Annotated in this window: 19 protein-coding genes and 1 pseudogene; 13 read left to right on the top strand and 7 right to left on the bottom strand. The window is 52.6% G+C overall.

What is annotated here, in order from left to right; translation table 11 throughout:
- The first annotated feature begins 101 nt into the window (after window positions 1-101).
- Window positions 102-875: a cyclic-guanylate-specific phosphodiesterase gene (gene pdeH, locus DES37_RS21795; RefSeq protein WP_036114370.1), complete on the top strand. Its 774-nt coding sequence runs from the start codon at window positions 102-104 to the stop codon at window positions 873-875.
- A 47-nt stretch (window positions 876-922) separates the two neighbouring features.
- Here pdeH and DES37_RS21790 read toward each other — a convergent pair whose 3' ends face one another.
- From DES37_RS21790 to DES37_RS21780, 3 genes and pseudogenes are all read right to left on the bottom strand, one after another.
- Window positions 923-2,248, bottom strand: a complete 1,326-nt coding sequence (locus DES37_RS21790; protein WP_110027871.1) for an MFS transporter — start codon at window positions 2,246-2,248, stop codon at window positions 923-925.
- 270 nt (window positions 2,249-2,518) lie between these two features.
- Window positions 2,519-3,394, bottom strand: a pseudogene (gene yhjD / locus DES37_RS21785) (inner membrane protein YhjD); the annotation flags it as partial.
- Between the two features lie 182 nt (window positions 3,395-3,576).
- On the bottom strand, window positions 3,577-4,482 hold the full coding sequence (locus DES37_RS21780) for a LysR family transcriptional regulator (RefSeq protein ID WP_110027870.1): 906 nt from the start codon (window positions 4,480-4,482) through the stop codon (window positions 3,577-3,579).
- A gap of 119 nt (window positions 4,483-4,601) precedes the next feature.
- Here DES37_RS21780 and DES37_RS21775 point away from each other — a divergent pair, with 119 nt between their 5' ends.
- The gene (locus DES37_RS21775) at window positions 4,602-5,360 is read left to right on the top strand and encodes an SDR family NAD(P)-dependent oxidoreductase (RefSeq protein WP_110027879.1); all 759 of its coding nucleotides are present in this window, start codon (window positions 4,602-4,604) and stop codon (window positions 5,358-5,360) included.
- A gap of 28 nt (window positions 5,361-5,388) precedes the next feature.
- On the opposite strand, the gene DES37_RS21770 is transcribed toward DES37_RS21775, so the two are convergent.
- Window positions 5,389-5,940, bottom strand: a complete 552-nt coding sequence (locus DES37_RS21770; protein ID WP_036114393.1) for a GNAT family N-acetyltransferase — start codon at window positions 5,938-5,940, stop codon at window positions 5,389-5,391.
- 212 nt (window positions 5,941-6,152) lie between these two features.
- Between DES37_RS21770 and DES37_RS21765 the strand changes: the two genes are divergently transcribed.
- From DES37_RS21765 to fghA, 9 genes are all read left to right on the top strand, one after another.
- Complete coding sequence (locus DES37_RS21765; protein WP_036114361.1) at window positions 6,153-7,733, top strand: STY4199 family HEPN domain-containing protein; 1,581 nt, start codon at window positions 6,153-6,155, stop codon at window positions 7,731-7,733.
- A 185-nt stretch (window positions 7,734-7,918) separates the two neighbouring features.
- Window positions 7,919-8,830 carry an aminoimidazole riboside kinase gene (locus tag DES37_RS21760; RefSeq protein ID WP_110027869.1) on the top strand — a complete coding sequence of 304 codons (912 nt, stop codon included), beginning with the start codon at window positions 7,919-7,921 and terminating at the stop codon, window positions 8,828-8,830.
- A gap of 188 nt (window positions 8,831-9,018) precedes the next feature.
- Window positions 9,019-10,554 (top strand): carbohydrate porin, encoded by a 1,536-nt coding sequence (locus tag DES37_RS21755; protein ID WP_110027878.1) that lies wholly within the window; start codon window positions 9,019-9,021, stop codon window positions 10,552-10,554.
- Window positions 10,555-10,631: 77 nt separating this feature from the next.
- Window positions 10,632-12,002, top strand: coding sequence for a sucrose-specific PTS transporter subunit IIBC (locus DES37_RS21750; RefSeq protein WP_036114356.1), 1,371 nt, complete (start codon window positions 10,632-10,634; stop codon window positions 12,000-12,002).
- A complete protein-coding gene (locus DES37_RS21745) occupies window positions 12,002-13,420 on the top strand; it encodes a sucrose-6-phosphate hydrolase (RefSeq protein WP_110027868.1) in 1,419 nt (472 codons plus the stop codon). Before DES37_RS21750 ends, DES37_RS21745 begins: the two co-directional genes overlap by 1 nt.
- Before the next feature lie 26 nt (window positions 13,421-13,446).
- Window positions 13,447-14,454 (top strand): LacI family DNA-binding transcriptional regulator, encoded by a 1,008-nt coding sequence (locus tag DES37_RS21740; RefSeq protein ID WP_036114351.1) that lies wholly within the window; start codon window positions 13,447-13,449, stop codon window positions 14,452-14,454.
- Window positions 14,455-14,586: 132 nt separating this feature from the next.
- Window positions 14,587-14,862, top strand: a complete 276-nt coding sequence (locus DES37_RS21735; protein WP_110027867.1) for a metal/formaldehyde-sensitive transcriptional repressor — start codon at window positions 14,587-14,589, stop codon at window positions 14,860-14,862.
- Window positions 14,863-15,062: 200 nt separating this feature from the next.
- On the top strand, window positions 15,063-16,175 hold the full coding sequence (locus tag DES37_RS21730; protein ID WP_110027866.1) for an S-(hydroxymethyl)glutathione dehydrogenase/class III alcohol dehydrogenase: 1,113 nt from the start codon (window positions 15,063-15,065) through the stop codon (window positions 16,173-16,175).
- A gap of 69 nt (window positions 16,176-16,244) precedes the next feature.
- Entirely contained in the window at window positions 16,245-17,075 is an 831-nt protein-coding gene (fghA, locus tag DES37_RS21725; RefSeq protein ID WP_110027865.1) for an S-formylglutathione hydrolase, read from the top strand.
- A 111-nt stretch (window positions 17,076-17,186) separates the two neighbouring features.
- On the opposite strand, the gene gorA is transcribed toward fghA, so the two are convergent.
- Together gorA and DES37_RS21715 are read right to left on the bottom strand one after the other, a co-directional pair.
- Window positions 17,187-18,539 carry a glutathione-disulfide reductase gene (gorA, locus tag DES37_RS21720; RefSeq protein ID WP_110027864.1) on the bottom strand — a complete coding sequence of 451 codons (1,353 nt, stop codon included), beginning with the start codon at window positions 18,537-18,539 and terminating at the stop codon, window positions 17,187-17,189.
- 102 nt (window positions 18,540-18,641) lie between these two features.
- Entirely contained in the window at window positions 18,642-19,484 is an 843-nt protein-coding gene (locus tag DES37_RS21715) for a 23S rRNA (adenine(2030)-N(6))-methyltransferase RlmJ (protein WP_036114336.1), read from the bottom strand.
- 243 nt (window positions 19,485-19,727) lie between these two features.
- Between DES37_RS21715 and prlC the strand changes: the two genes are divergently transcribed.
- Together prlC and rsmJ are read left to right on the top strand one after the other, a co-directional pair.
- Window positions 19,728-21,770 (top strand): oligopeptidase A, encoded by a 2,043-nt coding sequence (gene prlC / locus DES37_RS21710; protein ID WP_110027877.1) that lies wholly within the window; start codon window positions 19,728-19,730, stop codon window positions 21,768-21,770.
- An 8-nt stretch (window positions 21,771-21,778) separates the two neighbouring features.
- Window positions 21,779-22,534 (top strand): 16S rRNA (guanine(1516)-N(2))-methyltransferase RsmJ, encoded by a 756-nt coding sequence (gene rsmJ, locus DES37_RS21705; RefSeq protein ID WP_110027863.1) that lies wholly within the window; start codon window positions 21,779-21,781, stop codon window positions 22,532-22,534.
- A gap of 57 nt (window positions 22,535-22,591) precedes the next feature.
- On the opposite strand, the gene uspA is transcribed toward rsmJ, so the two are convergent.
- Complete coding sequence (uspA, locus tag DES37_RS21700) at window positions 22,592-23,035, bottom strand: universal stress protein UspA (RefSeq protein WP_036114329.1); 444 nt, start codon at window positions 23,033-23,035, stop codon at window positions 22,592-22,594.
- Window positions 23,036-23,217 lie beyond the last annotated feature (182 nt).

Genomic DNA, 23,217 nt, shown 5'->3' with positions numbered 1-23,217 from the left:
TCACTTGCCTGGAAAACGCGCGTAAAGTTATCCCGCGCTCCGCCGATAACCGAGTGACAAGGCTCTGCCTTTATACTCGTCTATACAGGATGTCATTAACAATGAATTTAAAGCAAATCACCCACCGGCTGTATACGCCTGAAGCGAATATAGAAAGCGGACAGGCTCAACGCTTGTGGTCGGCGTGTGAACGTGCTTACACTTTTCAGCCGATCTACCGGACTTCCGGGAGGTTGATGGCGGTCGAAATGTTAACGGCAATCACTGACCGGGAAGATGCATCAAGGCGTGTGCCGCCGGATCACTATTTTGCTGCAATTACCACAGCACAACGAGTTGAAGTCGTGCGGGAACAGCTCAGCCTGTTGGAACATCTGGAGAGCCTTTTCCTGCGATTTAATATTCTGGCTTCAGTTAACATCGACGGGCCAACCTTGCTGGCTATTCGCCAGGAGCCCGCTATGCTGGCGCGTATCGCTCGCCTGCCGTGGATTCGCTTTGAGCTGGTCGAACATATTCGTTTACCCAGCAATGCCTCTCTGGCCGGTATGCCGGAGTTTGGCCCTCTGTGGCTGGATGATTTTGGCACGGGCATGGCAAACTTCTCTTCGCTCAGTGAAGTGCGTTACGACTACATTAAAGTGGCGCGTGAGCTGTTCATTATGCTGCGCAAAACAGCTGAAGGGCGCAATCTGTTCACCCTCTTACTGCAACTGATGAATCGTTATTGTAATGGTGTGATTGTTGAAGGCGTGGAAACAGCAGAGGAGTGGCGGGCAGTACAGGCTTCTCCGGCGATGGCCGCGCAAGGCTATTTCCTTTCCCGGCCTCAACCTTTCAATAACCTGGAACATGTTTTACTACAGCTGGTCTGATTCAGCCGCAGCGTGAAGCTTGCTGCGGCTGTTAGCCAGCTTATTTATCAGAGTGACTGGTGACGAGTTTCTTTGGTGAGGAGCAGTGCAATCAGTGTCAGAACGGCCATGGTCGCCAGGTAGAAACCGACATACAACAAACCATAGTTAGCCTGTAACCAGGTGGCAATATAAGGTGCTACCGATGCGCCAAGAATAGAAGAAACGTTATAGGAGAAAGATGCCCCGGTATAACGTACTTCTGTTGGAAACAGCTCAGGCAGTAATGCCCCCATCGGCCCAAAAGTTAACCCCATCAGGCTCAGCCCAAGGAACAAATACAGCATTACCAGTGATTCGTTGCCAGAGCCCAGAAGTTTCGGGAATACAAACAGCGCAAACAGAATGATCAGGCTGGTTATGACAATCATGCTGTTCCGGCGCCCGTATTTATCTGCAATGATCCCGGCAACAGGAATCATCAGCCCGAAACCAATTACCGCCATCATCAGCATCCACAACACGTCATTGCGTGGGAAGCCAAGTCCTGCAGGCACTGGCGAAGTGCTGAATGTCATTGAATACACTGTCATGATGTAAAACAGCGTGTAGGTTGCCAGCATGATGAACGTGCCAAGAATCGTCGCCTTGAGGTGTTTGCTCAACAGGCGCCCCAGCGGCACTTTCACTTGTTTCCCGGCCTTGGCAATTTTTGTGAATACTGGCGTTTCATGCAATGAAACACGCACATACAGGCCAATCAGCACCAGTACAGCCGAGAAGATAAACGGAATACGCCAGCCCCACGCCATAAATTGCTCATTGGTGAGCAACCAGGAAAGCAGCAGGAAAGTGCCGTTGGCAAAAAAGAAGCCAATTGGCGCACCTAACTGGGGGAAAGAACCATAAAGTGCACGTTTTTTCGCCGGTGCGTTTTCTGTCGCCAGTAGTGCGGCTCCACCCCATTCACCACCGAGCCCCAGGCCTTGCCCAAAGCGCGCTAAAGCAAGCAGCAGCGGTGCCATCACGCCAATGCTGGCATAGCTGGGCAACAGGCCAATGAGCACAGTAGAAATACCCATAGTCAGTAGCGATGCAACCAGCGTTGCTTTACGGCCAACACGGTCACCAAAGTGGCCAAACAGTGCGGAACCAATAGGGCGGGCAATAAACGCAATAGCAAAGGTTGCCAGTGATTGCAGTGTTGCCGCGGTTGGGTCGCCCTGCGGAAAGAAGATATGTGGGAAGACAATAACGGCTGCGGTGGCATAAATATAGAAATCAAAAAATTCGATTGCAGTGCCAATAAGTGATGCAATTACCACTTTGCCGCGTGAGTTAACCGGAGTCTCCTGACTTTCAGTATCGATAGTTGTTGTGACGGAAGCTTGCATAATTTTTTCTTATTTACGACGTGTGGACAGCAATATTAGGCACAGCAAAAGTGACATTTCAACGGCGCAAAGGTAGCTCTGCTGGTGAAAAAACAGGCGAAAAGTGGATAATGTTTATGCTGGGAAGAAAACTTATGTTACATGCTTTTCAATTTGTAAAAAATAGAATAAAAAACTGGATTTTGGTTAAATAAAAGTTACGGACTGGTGTTATATGCTATTTATCTGTCATTCCGCCATTTATTGCTAAAAATGGCGGGAAAGGCAGCATTAATTTCGTGATTTGCCTGGCATTTGAGGATCATCTTTGTATTGTGCTGTGGCTATCCATGCGGCACAGAACAGCGTAAGGCGGGCAAAGAAGTAAAAGAACGCCATTAAACCCAGCACGGAGCCAAAGGCTGCACCGGAAGGCGAACTGACCAGTTTCGGCAAGGTATAGGTCATAATAATCTTCAGCACTTCAAAACCGACCGCGGCGATGAGGGTACCGCGAATTAACGCCTTACGGCGTGGGCGGTGGCGGGGTAATCGCCAGAATATCCAGAAAAATAACAAGTAGTTGGCGAAAATTGAAATAGCCAGCCCAATCATGTGCCAGGCGGGTTTCAGCCAGGTCAGTGCATCCAGGTGCAGCAGGCGAATGATCAGCGTTTGGGCCGAGCCGGCAACAGAGGTAATAAACAGCGTGACCACCAGAGCAATAATCAACCCTGTCAGTGCCGTGAAGTCGCGTAAATATTTCACCCAAATTTTTTCTTTGTCCTGAGGATTACGTTCCCAGACATCCCGTGACTGAGCCCTTACCGCTTCCCTCAGGTTGCCCATCCAGTTGATTCCGGAATAAAGCGCAATCAACAACCCAACCAGGCCCACGGTTGTGCGCTGTTGTACGGCGGTGTTGATAGTGCTTTTCAGTGTACTTGCCAGGGTGGGATCACTGACATTATTGAGGATGCGGGTAAAAATATCCTCCAGCAGTGTGGGGTGTGAAGCCAGTACATACCCGGCAACAGCAAACGACACCATTAATACCGGAATCAGTGATAAAAATGAAAAGTAGGTAATGGCAGCGCCAAACTGGTTGCCCATACGGTCATTAAAACGCTCTGCCGCGCGCAGTAAGTGTGCCACCACCGGGTTACGGCTTGCCTGGTTTACTGCCGACATCGCTTTATCTACCGCGCCGTTCGCCGCGCGGGTGGAGGATGATTGCTGAGATGAGTCGCCGGTATTTGGGCGGTTTTCCGGTACAGACATGTGTTTCCCTTCAATTAATAGCTGAATGCGTGAGCCCTGCCGGTCGGGCTCATTGGTTGTAGTATAGCTCAGGGCTGTTCCAGATAACGTTTCACAACTTCGCTTAACCAGTTCATAAACAAGTGTACCCGGCGTGAAAGGTTGCGCCGGTGCGGGTAAATCAGGGATACAGGCATGGGGTCTGCCCGGTACTGTGGAAGAATCTCAATTAATTTCCCCTGGCGTAAAAACTCTCTTACTCCTACGCGCGGAACCTGAATGATGCCCAGACCCGCCAGGCAGGCATCTTTATATGCCTGGGTGCTGTTTACCGTCAGAATACCGCCCGTCTTGACCTGATGTGACTGCTTGTCGTCAACGTATTCAAACCCTGTGGGGCGTGTGCCCAGATTCACTGTGTAATGAATTAATGCATGGTTGCTCAAGTCTTCAAGCGTTGAAGGGTAGCCAAAACGTGCCAGGTAATCCGGGCTGGCACAGTTAACAACCACCATTTTTCCCAGTGGGCGCGCAACCAGCCCTGAATCCTTTAGCCCGCCAACCCGTAACACGCAATCGAACCCTTCACGAATGACATCCACCAGGCGGTCGCTGCTGCTGAGCTCCAGCTCAATACCGGGGTATTGTTGTAAAAATACCGGCAGGCGGGGAATCACCACTTTACTGGCGATATCTACGGGCAAATCTACGCGCAAGCGCCCGCTAATACTGCGCGGGTCATGCTGAAACATGCCATCCATTTCATCAAGGTTCGCCAGAACATCCCGGCAACGTTCGTAATAAACCATGCCGTCCTGGGTAAGGCTGACACGGCGTGTTGTGCGGTGCAGCAGCTGGGTGCCCAGTTGATTTTCCAGCGCCTGAATCTGGCGGGACACGCTACCTTTGGGCAAACCCAGCGTGTCTGCGGCACGGGTAAAACTCTCGAGTTCCGCAACCCGCAGGAACAATTGCATTGCGTGAATTTTATCCATGTTTTTGCTCTATTGTTGTCATGAGTGAAACAGTGATGTGTATTTCGTTACATTTATTGTTTTTATAGCAGCTAATAAGCTGTATTTCGACAACACAACAGACAAAGATGAGGTTTATGATGACACAACGTATTGCTTTGATAACTGGCGGGAGCCGTGGGCTGGGGAAAAATGCTGCGCTGAAGCTTGCCAGTGCCGGAATTGATATTATTTTTACCTGGCATAGCAACCAACAGGCGGCAGAGGAAACTTTGCGGGAGATAGCCGAAAAAGGCGTCAAAGTTAAAGATATTCAGTTAGATGTTGGCCAAAGTTCTCAATTCCCTGCCTTTGTGGAAACCCTGACAGAGGCACTGCATTCACAATGGCAGTGCTCACAGATTGATTATTTAATCAACAATGCCGGAACTGGCAGCAGTGCGCCTTTTGGCGAGTTTACTGAGGCTGTTTTTGATGGGTTGATGGCACTCCATTTGAAAGGGCCATTTTTCCTGAGCCAGGCGCTGTTACCTGTTATTCGCGATGGTGGCGCTATTCTGAATGTTTCCAGTGGGCTGGCGCGTTTTTCCGTACCGGGTTATTCCGCTTATGCCACCATGAAAGGCGGGATAGAAGTGCTGACCCGCTATATGGCAAAAGAGCTGGGGCCGCGTCGTATTCGTGTTAACTGCATTGCCCCCGGTGCGATTGAAACCGACTTTGAAGGTGGTAATGTGCGTGATAACAGCAATATGAACCAGTTTATTGCCAGCCAGACGGCTCTGGGCCGGGTGGGTTTGCCAGATGATATCGGTGATGCCATTGTTGCTTTATTGAGCGACTCTCTGGCCTGGATGACAGCGCAGCGTGTTGAAGTATCTGGCGGCATGTTCCTGTAATTCAGGGTGTTGCCCTCTGGCAAAATACTCAGAGGGCGGCCTCCCGCGCCAGCAACCCAAACAGCCAGTCATCACGCCATTCTCCACCCAGCCAGTAACTTTCCCGCCGTGTTCCTTCCAGGCAAAAACCTGCCTTTTCTAACAACGCCCGGCTCCCCTGATTACCCGCGGTAACCGTTGCGGTTAACTTATGTAACCCGAGGGTGGTAAACCCGTATTTCACCACCGCCTGGAGCGATTCATAGCCATAACCCTGCCTGTGCCAGTCCGGGCTGAGCATAAAACCTACTTCAGCCTGTGCGTTTCCGTCAGGTAAAAAACCAGTCAGCCCAACAGGTACACCTGAGGCGCGCTGCATAATAACAAGGCACAACCAGTGCTGGCTTCCCGGTTGCCAGTGTGGCAAGCGGGTGTCAAAACCAGCCCGGGCAGCCTCTTCATTCCGGGGATCGCTAATAAATTTCATGACTGCCGGGTTAGATTGCAGGGACAAGTAAAATGGCCAGTCGGCAGCACTGAGTTGCCGCATTACCAGCCGGGGAGTTGTGAGAACCAGCGTGTCAGGATACGAGCCCGGCATAGCAAATGTGCCTTTTCCCAGAAGATTTGTGGAATACATTAACTTTCTTCTCCCATGTTTCTGGCGCGATTTCAACACCGCGCCGTTTTACTTGTCGCAAATAGTGTTCCTGACCCCACAGTTTTTCCGTTTGACGCTGAATAAACCTGAATAAATACCGATAACTATTATTTAAGCCTGTCTTGGGCCACGGTTTTACACTAAGGACGATTATGACAACCCCATCCCCGCAAGCGCTGAAAGACACACTGGCTCACTGCCTGGCAATCTCTGACGAAGCGTCGGTGCAAATCCTCGCTTTGCTGAATTACAAGCCATTGGCGGGGAGTGGCCCTGAATGGTTCTTCGAACAGCTTGAACAGGCCCGCGCCAGCCTGGGCAGTTGGGCGGAAATCGGTAAGCGCCTGAAGCTTAACGATGCCGGGATGTCACAGTTCACACTACTGCTGCGTCACTTCCAGCAGTTGGTACCCACCAATGAAAGTGCGCAATCGGCCACGCCACACCAGGTTATTGCCGCTCTGCGTTATGTTTCCTGGCTGGAGAAAATGCGCGAGAAACAGCCCGCATTGAAATGGACCGCGTCCTTGCCTGCCAGCGACGCAGAAACCCAGTTTCAGGGAAAAGCGCAGATTCGTGCTGTGGAACTGATGTTGCGCCAGCTCATCAGCCGAGCCTGGCCGGACAAAGCTAAACTCTCCACGCACCTGACGACTTTACTGGGTGTAAGTGCCGTGAAACGCAGCCAGTCACAGGGCGATAAAGGTGACATTATCAGTGGCCTGATGTTCAGCGAACTGGCGTCAGTGCTGGTGGATAAACGGGAATTCAACCGGTTTTATGCCCCGGTTTTTAATGCGTCCTCCCAGGGGTTTTTGGTGGACCAGCGCAAAACATTGCAGGCATTTCTTGATGAAATCCGCCTGATGCGCAACCAGGTAGTTGCCCGCCAGCCTTTGTCTGCTGTCCAGCTTGCCTTGCTGGAAAATTATGTCGGCGAAATCACTGAACCGGTACAGAAAGCATACCGGGAAGGCCGCACTAAAGTTGACCCTTCAGCTTTTCAGCATGCCGACCCGGCAGAGCTTGGGCAGTTCTTCCAAAAAAACGGTACTGATACCGGTGCGGTGCAGGACAGCCTGCAAAAAGAACAATACAAAGCTCCGGATGTGGCATCTGAACCGGTCAATTTGCTGGCGACTGTGTTGTGGTCTGCTGTGGGCGTAGCTCTGGTGGCAATACTCGGTGTGGGTATTTTTCTGCTTACCCATCTTAATCGTGATAACCAGAACGACGGCAAGCTGATGGGCGAACGTTATGTAGGATTTATGAAAAATGCCCCTTCTGGCGATGTCACCGGCCCGCGCCTGGAGCTAAAACACCAGGGTATAGACTGGACCCCGGAAAACTTTCGTTCGGCAATTGTGCGCGGTGACCGCAAAGTGGTGCGGCAGTTCCTTGAAGGCGGTATGACCTGGCAGGCTTCATGGGCTGAGCAACCACTGGCAAAAGACCAGCGTGACATGCTGGAACTGTTAATTAACTTTCGTTCCCAGATGGATGAACCGGAACCTTGCCGCCGGATGATTAGCACCATCAGTGATGCAATGGCGCGAGGGGAATCACTAACCTCTATGCGTAAAACCTTCCTGGAAACCTTCTGCTGGCAAAATGATGTTGTTGAACAGGAGCATCAGGCCTGGCTTCAGGCACTGCAGCGCGAAAGATCTGGCGCAGGTGGTGCTGTTAAGTGGTCAGATATTCATGAGCAAATTTACGACACCATTCGGTAATCTTCATTCTTTGGCGGGCGTGTGAATAGCCCGCCTCGCTGCTTACTGTTTTTCTTCTACTTCAGATAACCTCAGCATTCAGCTAACTCATAAATTTTTTGCCAGGCAGGCTTCGCTAAAAATGAATTGATTTGCTAAACCGGTTTAATTTAATGTTTAGCCAGCACAATTTATGAGGATAAAACATGTCTGGAAAAGTATGGGTGCTGGGCGATGCGGTCGTCGACCTGCTGCCTGATGGAGCAGGCCGTTTATTGCAATGCCCGGGTGGCGCGCCTGCCAATGTTGCGGTGGGTATCTCAAGGCTCGGAGGGAAAAGTGCTTTCATTGGCCGGGTGGGTGATGACCCGTTTGGTCATTTTATGGCGCAAACACTGCAGGCAGAACAAGTTGATACCCAGTACCTCACATTCGACCTACAGCAACGCACCTCAACAGTTGTGGTTGCTCTCGATGAGCAGGGCGAGCGCACGTTCACTTTCATGGTCCGGCCCAGTGCCGATCTTTTCCTTTCACAGAATAATTTACCGGTGATGGCCGCAAATGAATGGTTGCACGTGTGCTCCATTGCGCTTTCCGCTGAGCCCAGCCGCAGCACAACATTTGCGGCAATGGCACAAATTCGCCAGGCGGGAGGGCGAGTAAGTTTTGATCCCAACATTCGCGAAGACTTGTGGCCTGACCCGGTTTTATTGCGGGAATGCCTTGGCAAAGCATTGGCGCTGGCCGATGTGGTTAAGCTTTCCGAAGAGGAACTGGCATTTATTATGGCTTCACCTGGCGCGCCAGAGAGCCCGGAGGCGCTGGCTGCGCATTACCACATTCCGTTGTTGTTGGTGACTCAGGGGCGGGCAGGCGTTATGGCCTGCTTTGGGGGAGCGGTTCAGCATTACCCGGCTCAGGTTGTGGAAAGCATTGATACCACTGGCGCCGGTGATGCGTTTGTTGCCGGGTTACTGTGGGGGCTGGCACGCGATGGCTTCCCACAAAACATGCCGCAACTGGCACCATTAATTGCGACAGCTCAGCGTTGTGGTGCCCTGGCAACAACTGCCAAAGGCGCTATGACTGCATTACCTTTCCGTCACTGCCTGTAAACCTGGTTTCCTGAGTACCTCTGCGGGCTGTCTGTCAGCCCGATTTGCGAAGCTTGTCACAATGACTAAAACGGTTTAGCAGAATATGTTGCATGGCAAATTCTGACATGATTATGATTCAGGCCTAAACCGGTTTAGCAAGTTAGCAAAAAATGATGATACCTCTCTTTCAGGAAAGCCTCACCATGATGAAAAAAAGCATTCTTGCAATAAGCATTGGCTTGCTGATCGGCTCTCAGACCGCTTTCGCCGATACGGACTTAACCAGCATTGAAGCACGGCTTGCCGCAATGGAGCAGCGCCTACAGGCAGCAGAACACCGTGCGGATATAGCTGAACACCGGGCCGAGGCCGCAGAACAACAGGTGAAAAACCTGGCGGCAACCCAACAGAAAACCCAGGCAACCGTTGTACAGGCTCAGGCGGTTGCTCAACAAACAGAGCAGCGTACTGCTCGTCTGGAAGAAAAAAACAACGCCAGTGATGGCTTTGAATTTCATGGATATGCCCGTTCTGGTTTGTTGATGAATGACTCTGCCGCGAAAACTCAGGGTGGCCCAACCTTTACGCCAGCCGGGGAAACGGGTGGGCACGTGGGGCGCCTTGGTAATGAGCCAGACACCTACCTGGAAATGAACCTGGAACACAAGCAAACCCTGGCCAATGGCGCAACTACTCGCTTTAAAGTGATGCTGGCTGACGGGCAAAGAACCTATAACGACTGGACCGCTTCTTCCAGCGACCTCAACGTGCGCCAGGCCTTTACCGAACTCGGCCATTTGCCCACGTTCAGTGGCGCGTTCAAAGACAGCACAGTGTGGGCCGGTAAACGCTTTGACCGCGACAACTTTGACATCCACTGGATTGACTCAGATGTCGTGTTCCTGGCCGGGACCGGTGCCGGTATTTATGACATGGCGTGGAGCGACAATGCGCGCAGTAACTTCTCTTTGTATGGCCGTACCTTCGGCGATATCGAGAATAGCGAAAATACCGCACAGAACTATATCCTGACCCTGAATAACTATATGGGCCCGGTACAGTTAATGGTCAGCGGTATGCGGGCAAAAGACAATGATGAACGGCGCGATATTGACGATAACCTGGTGAAGAAAGACGCCGCCAATACCGGTGTCCACGCTTTACTGGGGTTGCATAACGACAGCTTCTACGGCCTGCGTGATGGCACATCAAAAACGGCATTGCTGTACGGCCATGGCCTGGGTGCTGAAGTGAAAACCATCGGGGCTGACGGCGCGCTGTTGCCAGAAGCCAATACCTGGCGGCTGGCAAGCTACGGGATGACCTCTTTAGGTGATGGCTGGCACATTGCACCTGCTGTGCTGGCGCAAACCAGCAAAGACCGCTATGTAAAAGGTGACAGCTACCAGTGGGCCACACTGAACCTGCGCTTTATTCAGGAATTTACCCAAAACTTTGAAATGCAGTATGAAACCACTTACCAGTATATGGACTTACGCCCGCAAGGCTATAACAGCCGTAATGCAGTAAGTGGCAACTTCTACAAACTGACAGTGGCGCCAACGCTGAAAGCCAGTGATGTGGGTGAGTTCCTCAAACGTCCTGAATTGCGCCTGTTCGCAACATGGATGGACTGGGATCATCGCCTGGATAACTACTCCAGCAGCGACAGCTTTGGCAGTAATGGCTTTACCGCCGGTGGCGAGTGGAACTTCGGCGTACAGATGGAAACCTGGTTCTGACAGGCATGGGCCTTTAGGAGGACGCTCAGCCTGAAGGCCTTAAACCACGATTAACAACAATAAACACAGAGGTCATCATGGACTTTGAACAGATTGCCCGGTCGTTATTACCCTTGATCGGCGGCAAGGAAAATATCGCCAGTGCGGCTCATTGCGCAACACGCCTGCGCCTGGTTCTGGCTGATGACGCCAAAGCAGATACATCCGCGATTGAAAAAGTTGACGGCGTAAAAGGGTGTTTTCGCAATGCCGGTCAGTTGCAGATTATCTTTGGTACTGGGGTAGTCAACAAGGTTTATGCCGCATTTGTTGTCGTTGCCGGAGTCAGTGAATCCAGCAAATCTGAGGCCGCGACACTGGCCGCCAGAAAGTTAAATCCTTTCCAGCGTATTGCCCGCCTGCTATCCAATATTTTTGTGCCTATTATCCCTGCCATTGTCGCTTCTGGTTTGTTGATGGGGCTTCTGGGGATGGTGAAAACCTACGGCTGGGTACAGCCCGATAACGCGCTGTATATCATGCTGGATATGTTCAGTTCAGCAGCCTTTATCATTCTGCCGATTTTGATAGGTTTTACCGCCGCCCGTGAATTTGGTGGCAACCCGTATCTGGGGGCGACCCTTGGCGGGATACTGACTCACCCTGCGCTGACTAATGCCTGGGGCGTGGCTGCCGGTTTCCATACCATGAACTTCTTCGGCCTCGAAATTGCCATGATTGGCTACCAGGGTACTGTGTTTCCGGTACTGCTGGCCGTGTGGTTTATGAGCATATTGGAGAAACAGTTACGCCGGGTGATTCCGGATGCACTGGACCTCATTCTCACACCTTTCCTGACCGTGATTATCTCGGGTTTTGTTGCGCTGTTGCTTATCGGTCCGGCAGGCCGTGCGCTGGGTGACGGTATTACTTTCGTTCTCAGTACCCTGATAACCCATGCCGGGTGGCTGGCAGGCTTACTGTTCGGCGGGCTCTATTCCATCATCGTCATTACCGGTATTCACCACAGTTTTCACGCGATTGAAGCCGGCCTGCTGGGCGACCCGTCTGTTGGGGTGAACTTCCTGTTGCCCATTTGGGCGATGTCTAACGTGGCTCAGGGCGGTGCGTGTCTTGCCGTGTGGTTTAAAACCCGCGATGCGAAAATTAAAGCCATCACCCTTCCTTCCGCTTTTTCCGCCTTACTGGGGATTACCGAAGCGGCTATCTTTGGTATTAACCTGCGCTTTGTTAAGCCGTTTATTGCCGGGCTGATTGGTGGTGCGCTGGGTGGCGCATGGGTGGTTTCCGTGCATGTTTATATGACCGCGGTAGGCCTTACCGGGCTGCCGGGGATGGCAATTGTGCAGGCCGGTTCTTTGCTCAATTATATTATTGGAATGGCTATCGCATTTGTTAGTGCGTTCCTGGTGTCCTTGTTACTGAAATACAAAACGGACTCACAATAATGACTTCTTCTTCTCTGCTGCCTGCGTTTTTGCAGGCAGTTATGCAGGGCCAGCCCCGGGCACTGAAAGACCCTCACTACCCGGGCTGGCACCTTGCGCCGGTTACCGGGCTGATGAACGACCCAAACGGGTTTATCCATTTTCAGGGTGAATACCACCTGTTCTACCAATGGAACCCTTTGGGTTGCAGCCACCAAAATAAAAGCTGGGGGCACTGGCGTTCACCGGATTTGGTGCACTGGCAGCATGCTCCCATCGCGCTGATGCCAGGGGAAGACTATGACCGCAGTGGGTGCTATTCCGGCAGTGCTGTGGATAACAAGGGACAATTAACCCTGTGCTACACCGGTAACGTAAAGTTTGACGACGGCAGCCGTACTGCCTGGCAGTGCCTGGCGGTAGAAAATGCCCAGGGTGGGTTTGATAAAACAGGCCCGGTTCTGGCGTTGCCTGAAGGGTACACCGGGCATGTGCGCGACCCGAAAGTTTGGCAACAGGGTGACACCTGGTACATGGTGCTGGGAGCGCAGGATAAACACAAGCAAGGCAAGGTGTTGTTATTCCATTCCTGCAACCTCACTGACTGGACTTTGGCTGGTGAAATTGCTGGCAGTGGCCTGGGTGGCCTGGGCGAAGCAGGTTATATGTGGGAATGCCCGGATCTGTTTCACCTGGACGGGCAGGATGTGTTAATCGCCTGCCCGCAGGGCGTCGCAAAGCAAGAAAAACGCTTTCTGAATACTTACCCTGCAGCATGGTTGTGCGGCACTCTGCAGGCCGGCAGCGCAACCTTCCACCATGGCCCACTGGCAGAGCTGGATGCCGGTTTTGAGTTCTATGCCCCACAAACTGCACTGGCGGAAGACGGGCGGCGGCTGTTAATTGGCTGGATGGGCGTACCGGACGGTGAAGAAATGCGCCAGCCCACCATCAAACAAGGGTGGATCCACCAGATGACCTGCCCGCGCCAGCTTTCTCTGAAGCAAGGGCGGTTATTCCAACAGCCAGTCACTGAATTGCAGATGTTGCGCGAAACGGAATCTGGCTGGCAAGGGCAGGCGTCGCAGGCCCCCGAAATCCCGGCGGAGCGGCTGGAGATCTTGTTGAGCCGTACTCCGGGGAAGAGTGCCACCCTGCATTTTGGCAATGATGACCTGGTGCTGACCTGGAGTGACGGTGAATTATGCCTCGCCCGGCGTAGCCTGGAAAACGGTGAGTGGCAGTATCGGTACTGGAATGCCCCAGCTACCGGGTTGCAGATTCTGTGCGACCATTCAAGCGTAGAGATTTTCATTAACCAGGGTGAAGGTGTAATGAGTAGCCGTTATTTTCCGGCACAGCCAGCAACACTCTCTTTTTCCGGAGAAGCAGAACTGCAGGCACGCTACTGGTCGTTACGCGCCTGCATGGTAGAATAGGGTTTTACATCAACCAATTCGCTGCCGTGAGAAAAACCAAACGTATTACCATCAGTGATATTGCCAGCCTGGCGGGTGTCTCGAAAGCGACCGCCAGCCTGGTGCTTAATGGCCGGGGTAAGGAATTGCGTGTCGCACAGGAAACACGCGAACGTGTGCTGTCTGTTGCCCAGCAACACCATTACCAGCCCAGCATTCACGCCCGCCTGCTGCGCGACAGCCGCAGCCACACCCTAGGCCTGGTGGTGCCGGAAATCACCAACTACGGCTTCGCTGTTTTTTCTTATGAACTGGAAACCTTGTGCCGTGAAGCCGGGTTGCAGTTGCTTATCTCCTGTACCGATGAAAACCCCGGTCAGGAAGCGGTAGTGGTGAGCAACCTGGTGGCACGCCAGGTGGATGGCATCATTGTGGCTTCCAGCATGCTCAACGATGCGGATTACCAAAAACTGAGTGAGCAGTTACCGGTTGTATTGTTTGACCGCCATATGAGCGACACCACCTTGCCACTGGTCATGACCGATTCTGTCTCGCCCACTGCGGAGCTGGTTGCCCGGGTGGCAGGTAAGTATGCCGACGAATTTTATTTCCTTGGCGGGCAGCCGCGTTTATCGCCGACCAAAGACCGGCTGGAAGGGTTCTGTAAAGGGCTGGAACAGGCGGGAGTGGCACTGCGCCCGGAATGGATTATTCATGGTAATTACCACCCCAGCAGTGGTTATGAAATGTTTGCCACGCTGTGCGCCCGGCTGGGAAGGCCGCCGAAGGCCTTGTTCGTCGCTGCCTGTGGTTTGCTCGAAGGGGTGCTCCGTTATATGAGCCAGCATAATTTACTGGACAGCGATATTTACCTGGCCAGTTTCGATGACCATTACCTGTATGATTCTCTTTCAGTGCGCATCGATACCATTCAACAGGATTGTCGCCAACTGGCGGGTGACTGTTTTGAAATGATCACCCAGTTAGTGGACAGCCAGGAGCCCACACCACACCAGCGACGCCTGCCTGCATCCATTCAGTGGCGGCACGGTTAGTGGCAATGCGCCCGGTAACCAGCGGGCGCCACATCACGCAACTTTTATTTCTGGTGTAAACAGAAAACTCGCTGGTCAGTATTTCCGTGTTAGACTACATTCAATATACCCCCATCCCGTATAGGAGAGCCTGTGCCACATTCACCTGAAGATAAAAAACGTGCTCTTAACCGTATTAAGCGCATTCAGGGTCAGTGCGAAGGCATTCAGCGTTCACTGGAAGCAGGCACAGATTGCGCACCAATACTGATGCAGATGGCCGCTGTGCGTGGTGCTATGAACAGCCTGATGGCCGAAATTCTGGACAGCTACATTCGTGAGGAATTTGCCGGAAAACTGCGCGAAGAGAGTGAAAACGGGGCCGATATTGATGAGTTGGCAAAGCTTGTGCGCTCTTATTTTAAATAATTTTCCTTAAATATAAGTAGCTTGTATTCTTTTTGTTAATGCTTTTCTTGTAATGTGTATACCCGGTAGGGGTATATGTTCTATACTCACCCCATCATGCGATAGCCTGGCTATCCTTTCTTGTGTCGCAGCCATTCATAATGATATCCGGGCTGCTTTGCAGCGCTACGCTGTGCCTTTTTGATAAGTGGAGTTCCTACATGAAATCTCGTGCCGCTGTTGCTTTTGGTCCTGGTAAACCGCTGGAAATTGTTGAGCTGGATGTTGCTCCACCGCGTGCAGGCGAAGTGATGATCAAAATTACCCATACCGGCGTTTGCCATACCGATGCCTTTACGCTTTCTGGTGATGATCCGGAAGGGGTTTTCCCGGTGGTACTGGGCCACGAAGGTGCCGGTGTAGTGGTTGAAGTGGGTGAAGGGGTGACCAGTGTGCAGCCTGGCGACCACGTTATTCCACTGTACACCGCTGAATGCGGCGAGTGCCTGTTCTGTAAATCCGGTAAAACCAACCTGTGTACCGCTGTGCGCGCCACTCAGGGTAAAGGGCTGATGCCAGATGGTACCACCCGTTTTTCCTACAACGGCGAACCGGTTTATCACTACATGGGGTGCTCCACATTCAGTGAGTACACTGTTGTGGCTGAAGTTTCCCTCGCAAAAATTAACCCGCAGGCCAACCATGAACAGGTGTGCCTGTTAGGTTGTGGTGTAACCACCGGGATTGGTGCCGTACATAACACGGCTAAAGTTCAGCCGGGTGATTCTGTGGCTGTGTTTGGCCTGGGTGGTATCGGTCTTGCGGTTCTGCAGGGTGCACGCCAGGCGCAGGCCGGGCGGATTATTGCTATTGATACCAACCCGTCTAAATTTGAGCTGGCTAAAGAGTTCGGCGCTACAGAGTGCATCAACCCTAACGATTACGATAAGCCCATTCAGGAAGTGATCATTGAGATGACAGGCTGGGGCGTTGACCACTCTTTTGAATGTATTGGTAACGTAAAAGTGATGCGTGCTGCGCTGGAAAGTGCGCACCGTGGCTGGGGCCAGTCTGTGATTATTGGTGTGGCTGGCGCAGGCCAGGAGATCTCTACTCGCCCATTCCAGTTAGTTACCGGCCGTCAATGGAAGGGTTCTGCTTTTGGTGGTGTGAAAGGGCGTAGCCAGCTGCCTGGCATGGTTGAAGATGCAATGCGCGGTAAAATCGCACTGAAACCGTTTGTCACCCACACGATGCCGCTGGACGAAATCAACACAGCTTTCGACCTGATGCATGAAGGGAAATCTATCCGTTCTGTTATTCATTACGATTAATGCACCTGCCTGGCGGGCGGTTAACAGCCTCCCGCCGGCTGCTGACATCACGGAAACAGGAGAAAACGGATGCAAAAAGTTGAAGAACACTGGGTGTGTGGCGGTTTACAGCAAGTATGGCGCCATGAGTCAAACACACTGAATTGTGCCATGCAGTTCGCGGTATTTGTGCCTCCTCAGGCAAGCCAGGCTCCTTGCCCGGTGCTGTACTGGCTTTCCGGGCTGACATGCAACGAGCAGAATTTTATTACCAAGGCAGGTGCGCAGCGTTATGCCGCTGAGCATGGTGTGGTGCTGGTGGCACCAGATACCAGTCCCCGCGGTGAAGGTGTTGCCGATGATGCTGCCTGGGATTTAGGGCAGGGCGCCGGGTTTTACCTCAATGCGACCGAGTCGCCCTGGAAGCCCCATTACCAGATGTATGACTATGTGCTTAATGAACTGCATGCGCTGGTGCTGGCTTCCTTCCCGGTAGTGGATAAACGCAGTGTGTTTGGTCACTCAATGGGTGGGCATGGTGCGTTAGTGCTGGCATTACGTAACCCGCAAGCTTTCTGCAGTGTGTCTGCTTTTGCGCCTATTGTTGCACCCACCCAGGTTCCCTGGGGTGAGAAAGCATTCTCCGCCTACCTGGGGGAAGACCGGGCTGCCTGGCAGCAGTATGACGCGGTGGCGTTAATCAACAGCGGCCACCGGGTAAAAGACCTGCTGGTGGATCAGGGGCTGGGCGATAACTTCTATGAAGAGCAACTGAAAACCGGGCTGTTAAAAACCGCCTGTGAGCAGCAAAACCTGCCGCATACGATTCGCCTGCAGGGCGGGTATGACCATAGTTACTACTTTATCTCCACGTTTGTTGGTGAGCATATCGCCTGGCACGCGAAGCATTTGTGCCAGTAGTGGGTATGCATAGCGTGGGAAGTTTTCTCACGCTGATTGATGCGCAATAAAAACGCCAGGTAGCTGATGACCTGGCGTTTTGTTTATCAGAAAAGTGTGAAACAGGCGTGATTAACGCATCGTCACAAACTCTTCAGACGCTGTTGGGTGAATGGCAACAGTGTTATCGAAGTCCTGCTTGGTGGCACCCATTTTCAGGGCGACAGCGAAGCCTTGCAGGATTTCATCCATACCGAAACCAATGCCATGAATACCAACGATTTTTTCTTCTTCGCCCACGCAGACTAACTTCATGCGGCACGGTTGGCGGTGTTGTGTTACCGCGGTATACATAGCGGTGAAACCGGATTTATACACTTTCACCTGGTCGTCGCCATATTGCTCACGCGCCTGTGGCTCGGTTAACCCGACAGTACCAATGGGTGGATGGCTGAAGACGACGGTAGGCACATTGGTGTAATCCAGGTGCTCATCTGGCTTGTTGTTAAACAAGCGTTCAGACAGGCGGCGGCCTGCGGCAACAGCAACGGGTGTCAGTTCGACATGGCCGGTGTTGTCGCCCACCGCATAGATACCTGGCACACTGGTGTTCTGCCATTTATCCACTTTAATGTAGCCTTTTGCATCGGTTTTCACGCCGGTAACGGCCAGATTAAAGGTATCTGTCGCCGGTTCACGGCCAATGGCCCAAATCAGGCAGTCAACTTCGCAACTGCGGCCATCTTCAAGGTGCAGTGTCAGGCTGCCATCGCTGTTTTTCTGTACCGATTTGGGAATAGCCTGGGTGTGCAGTTGCGGCCCTTCAGCGGCCATCACTTCAACCAACGTTTCCACGATGGTTGGGTCAAAGCTGCGTAGTGGTGCGTGTTTGCGTACAAACAGGTGGGTTTCAGCCCCCAGCCCGTTCAGCACACCGGCAATTTCCACGGCAATATAACCGGCACCCACCACCGCAACCCGTTTGGGCAGTGCTTCGAGCTCAAAGAACCCATTGGAATCAATACCGTATTCTACGCCCGGAATTTCCGGGTAGCTCGGGCGGCCGCCTGTGGCAATCAGAATGTGGTCTGCCGTATACGTTTCGCCATTGACCTCGACGGTTTTGGCATCAACAAAACGGGCAAAGCCGTGAATCACATCGACTTTGTTTTTTGATAAACCCGAATCGTAAGCGGCATGAATACGGTCAATATAAGCACTACGGCTGGCAAGGAGTTTTTGCCAGTCGAAGTTATTCACTGTGGTATCAAACCCATAATCCGGGCCGTACTGGTGAATGGCCTCTGCGATTTGCGCGGCGTGCCACATCACTTTTTTGGGGACACAACCCACGTTCACACACGTTCCGCCCAACGCTTTTGCTTCAATCAGGGCACATTTTTGGCCGTACATAGCGGCGCGGTTAATGGATGCGATACCGCCGCTGCCGCCGCCGATCGCGATGTAGTCGTAATGTTTGCTCATGGGGTTCCTTAGTTTAGTGCGCGGTTATGCCTGCGCAGTGAAAACAGGCCAACAGTATCCGTTTGGACCTGCAATGATGCCACCAATCACTCCAATCAGTGATTATTCGGGCACAATCCAGTTCAGTGCCGTGTGACCAGTACCTTCTGGCACCAGTTTGCCATGAAGCCAGGGCAGGATTTCTGCCATTTGCGCTTCCAGCTTCCACGGCGGGTTTATCACTATCATACCTGACGCTGTCATGCCACGATGATCGTTATCCGGGCGTACAGCCAGCTCGATTTGCAAAATACGGCGGATGCCGGTTTCTTCCAGCGCGTGGATCATGCGTTTAATTTGCTGGCGCAGTACTACCGGGTACCACAACGCGTACACCCCGGTGGCGAAGCGTTTGTAGCCTTCGGCAATACCTTCTACCACTGCCTGGTAATCCGTTTTAATTTCGTAAGGCGGGTCTATCAGCACCAGAGCACGGCGCGAAACAGGCGGCAATTTTGCTTTCAGTTGCTGGTAACCGTCGCCGCGTGCCACTCGCGCACGGTCATCTTTGCTGAATTCTGTACGTAACAGCGGGTAATCGCTGGGATGCAGCTCAGTCAGTTGCAGGCTGTCCTGCGGGCGCAGTAACTCACGGGCAATCAGTGGGGAGCCCGGGTAATAGCGCAGGTTTCCGTTGGTGTTCAACTGGCGAACTACGTTGATATAGGGTGCCATGGCTTCAGGCAAATCCGGGCAGTCCCACACGCGGGCAATCCCTTCCAGGTATTCACCCGTGCGCTCCGCCTGTTCACTGCTAAGTAAATAGCGCCCGGCTCCGGCGTGGGTATCCAGGTAAAGGAACGGTTTTTCTTTTTCTTTAAGCGACTCAATGATGAGGCTTTGAACCGTGTGTTTTAGCACATCGGCATGGTTGCCAGCGTGAAAGCTGTGGCGGTAACTAAGCATGATTGCGGGAGTCCAGGATGTCTGACAATAATCGCTCAGTATACCGGAAAAGTGGTAGCGACGGGAAAGGTGCGGGCCAGTATTGAAATGAGCAGGTTACGCCCCCATGCTATACCTTAATGTATATCCTGATAATACCAGTGATTTGTGGCTTGTAAGGCTGCTGGGTTATTTGAGATGTGGACAATTCAGGAACACCAGAGTGCGTGTGGCAACACGCCTCACTTTATTTGGGACTGCGCTATGACCAATCCATTACTTACCGATTTTACTCTTCCGCCGTTTTCTGCAATCAAGCCTGAACATGTTGTGCCAGCCGTAACCGACGCACTGGGCGCCTGCCGTGCCGCAGTTGAGCAGGTGGTGGCGCAGGGTGCGCCCTGGACATGGGATAATTTGTGCCAGCCACTGGCGGAAACCGACGACAGGCTGGGGCGGATTTTCTCACCGGTAAGCCACCTCAATTCGGTCAAAAACAGCCCGGAATTGCGTGCAGCGTATGAACAAACCCTGCCGTTGTTATCCGAATACAGCACCTGGGTTGGGCAGCACGAAGGCCTGTACCAGGCGTATCGCAACCTGCGCGATGGCGAACATTACGCCAGCCTGAGCGTGGCACAGAAAAAAGCAGTGGATAACGCACTGCGAGACTTTGAATTGTCCGGTATTGGTCTGCCGAAAGACAAACAGAAACGCTATGGTGAGATTGCGGCACGGTTGTCTGAACTGGGCTCGGCTTACAGCAATAATGTGCTGGATGCCACCATGGGCTGGAGCAAACTGATTACCGATGAATCCCAACTGGCGGGGATGCCAGAAAGCGCGCTGGCTGCGGCCAAAGCTCAGGCAGAAGCGAAAGAGCAGGATGGCTGGTTACTGACGCTGGATATCCCGAGCTACCTGCCGGTAATGACCTATTGCGATAACGCAGAGTTGCGTGAAGAGATGTACCGCGCGTACAGCACGCGTGCTTCTGACCAGGGGCCAAATGCCGGTAAGTGGGATAACACGCCAATCATGGAAGAGATCCTGGCATTGCGCCACGAACTGGCTGAACTGCTGGGCTTTGGTAGTTATGCTGAAAAATCTCTGGCAACCAAAATGGCGGAAAACACTGGGCAGGTGCTGGATTTCCTGACCGATTTAGCCAAACGCGCGCGCCCACAAGGTGAAGCGGAACTGGCTCAATTGCGCGCTTTCGCCCGTGAGCATTATGGTGTGGAAGAACTGAACCCGTGGGATCTCACCTGGTATGGCGAGAAGCAAAAACAGCACCTTTACAGTATCAGCGACGAACAACTGCGCCCTTATTTCCCGGAGAGCAAGGCAGTAAATGGCCTGTTCGAAGTGGTGAAACGCATTTACGGTATTACCGCGAAAGAACGCCATGATGTGGACGTATGGAACCCGGATGTACGTTTCTTCGAACTCTATGATGAGCAGGGCGACCTGCGTGGCAGTTTCTATCTCGACCTGTATGCCCGTGAGCACAAACGGGGTGGCGCGTGGATGGATGACTGCGTAGGCCAGCTGCGTAAAGCCGACGGTTCGTTGCAAAAACCCGTTGCTTACCTGACTTGCAACTTTAACCGCCCGGTGAATGGCAAACCGGCACTGTTTACCCATGATGAAGTCACGACGTTGTTCCATGAGTTTGGGCATGGCCTGCACCATATGCTGACACGTATTGATACCGCAGGTGTTTCCGGAATCAACGGTGTGCCCTGGGATGCAGTCGAACTGCCAAGCCAGTTTATGGAAAACTGGTGCTGGGAACCGGAAGCGCTGGCATTTATTTCTGGCCATTACGAAACCGGTGAACCGCTGCCACAGTCTTTGCTGGATAAAATGCTGGCGGCGAAAAATTACCAGGCGGCAATGTTTATTCTGCGCCAGCTTGAGTTCGGCCTGTTTGATTTCCGCCTGCATGCGGAGTTTTCTCCGCAACAGGGGGCAAAAATTCTCGAAACACTGGCAGAAATCAAAAGACAGGTAGCTGTGGTGCCTTCTCCGGCGTGGGGGCGCTTCCCGCATGCCTTCAGCCATATCTTTGCTGGCGGCTATGCTGCGGGCTATTACAGCTACCTGTGGGCCGATGTCCTGGCAGCGGATGCGTTTTCCCGGTTCGAAGAAGAGGGTATTTTCAACCGTGAGACTGGTCTGTCCTTCCTGGAAAACATCTTAAGCCGTGGCGGTTCCGAAGAGCCAATGACACTGTTCAAACGCTTCCGTGGCCGTGAACCACAACTGGATGCCATGCTGCACCATTACGGTATTCAGGGCTGAGATTAACAGTGAACATTTGTTTGTTAGCTGAAACAGGCGCCGATCCCGGCGCCTTATCTGTTCTGGCGGCTCGCTGGGGGTTAACCCACGATGAAAATAATGCCATGGCACTGGTACTGACTGCTTCTCACCTGGAATTACGCAAGCGGGATGAGCCAAAGCTTGGCGGTATTTATGTCGACTTTGTTGCTGGCGCGATGGCTCACCGGCGCAAATTTGGCGGCGGGCGAGGGGAAGCGGTTGCAAAAGCGGTTGGCGTGAAAGGTGACTATTTACCTGATGTAGTGGATGCGACAGCAGGGCTTGGGCGCGATGCCTTTGTGCTGGCCTCTGTCGGCTGCCATGTGAGGATGCTGGAACGCCACCCGGTGGTGGCTGCTTTGCTGGATGATGGCCTGAATCGTGGTTACCAGGACCCGGAAATTGGTGGCTGGTTGCGTGAACGGCTGGCACTGATCCACGGTTCGAGCCTGACAGCACTGGAAGGGCTGGAACCCCGCCCGCAGGTGGTTTACCTCGACCCGATGTATCCCCATAAGCAAAAAAGTGCACTGGTAAAAAAAGAGATGCGGGTGTTTCAGTCACTGGTGGGCGCAGACGACGATGCTGATGCGTTGCTGGCCCCTGCACAACGGCTGGCAACTAAACGGGTGGTCGTGAAACGCCCGGATTATGCCCCGGCGCTGGCGGGTGTCGAAACCCGTTCCGCTATCACCACCAAAAACCACCGCTTTGATATTTACCCCGGAACACCACTCGCCTGAAAAAACACCCTTGCCGCAGTGGCAAGGGTGCGCTTTATGTTTAAGGCATATTACCCGTTATGCTTCTTCGTCGTCGTCGTCATTGAGCGGCACAATCAGCATATCGACATGAACAGTATTGATAAGCTGGCGCGCTGAAGACATCAGTTTGCTCCAGAAGTCCTGATGATGGCCGCATACCACAAGGTCAACGTCATATTTACGAATGGCATCCACCAGAACCTGGCCCAGATCACCACTGCCACTCAGGGTTTCAGTAATCGGGTAGTTTGCGCCGGTGGACAATTCAGTCAGAGCGTGATGAGTTTCTTCGGAGATCCGTTTCTGCATATCGCCCAGGTTCACATCAATAAGACCTGTGTATAAGTCTGAGTAGTTTACGTCGACGTGGATCAGCGAGATTTTCGCATTGTAGGGGCGGGCCATGGATACCGCTTTTTCAACCAGAACTTTGCTTTCCGGAGAAAGATCTACCGCAATCAGAATATGTTTGTAAGCCATAATGTTATTCCTTCCATAAGCTGTCGATGAACACATGGACAGGAGAACAACCCAGGCAATTTTGGTCTCCTGTGCGCCCGTACCAGCCCGGCTGGTTTACGGGAGCGACTTCCAGCGTAATGACCTCAGGTACTGAATCCTTAACTACATTATAGCGCGACAGTCACGCAGTCAATTTGCGC

The sequence above is a fragment of the Mangrovibacter plantisponsor genome, from assembly GCF_003182475.1.
Taxonomy (GTDB): Bacteria; Pseudomonadota; Gammaproteobacteria; order Enterobacterales; family Enterobacteriaceae; genus Mangrovibacter; species Mangrovibacter plantisponsor.
This window is presented reverse-complemented; position numbering and strand designations above follow the sequence as displayed.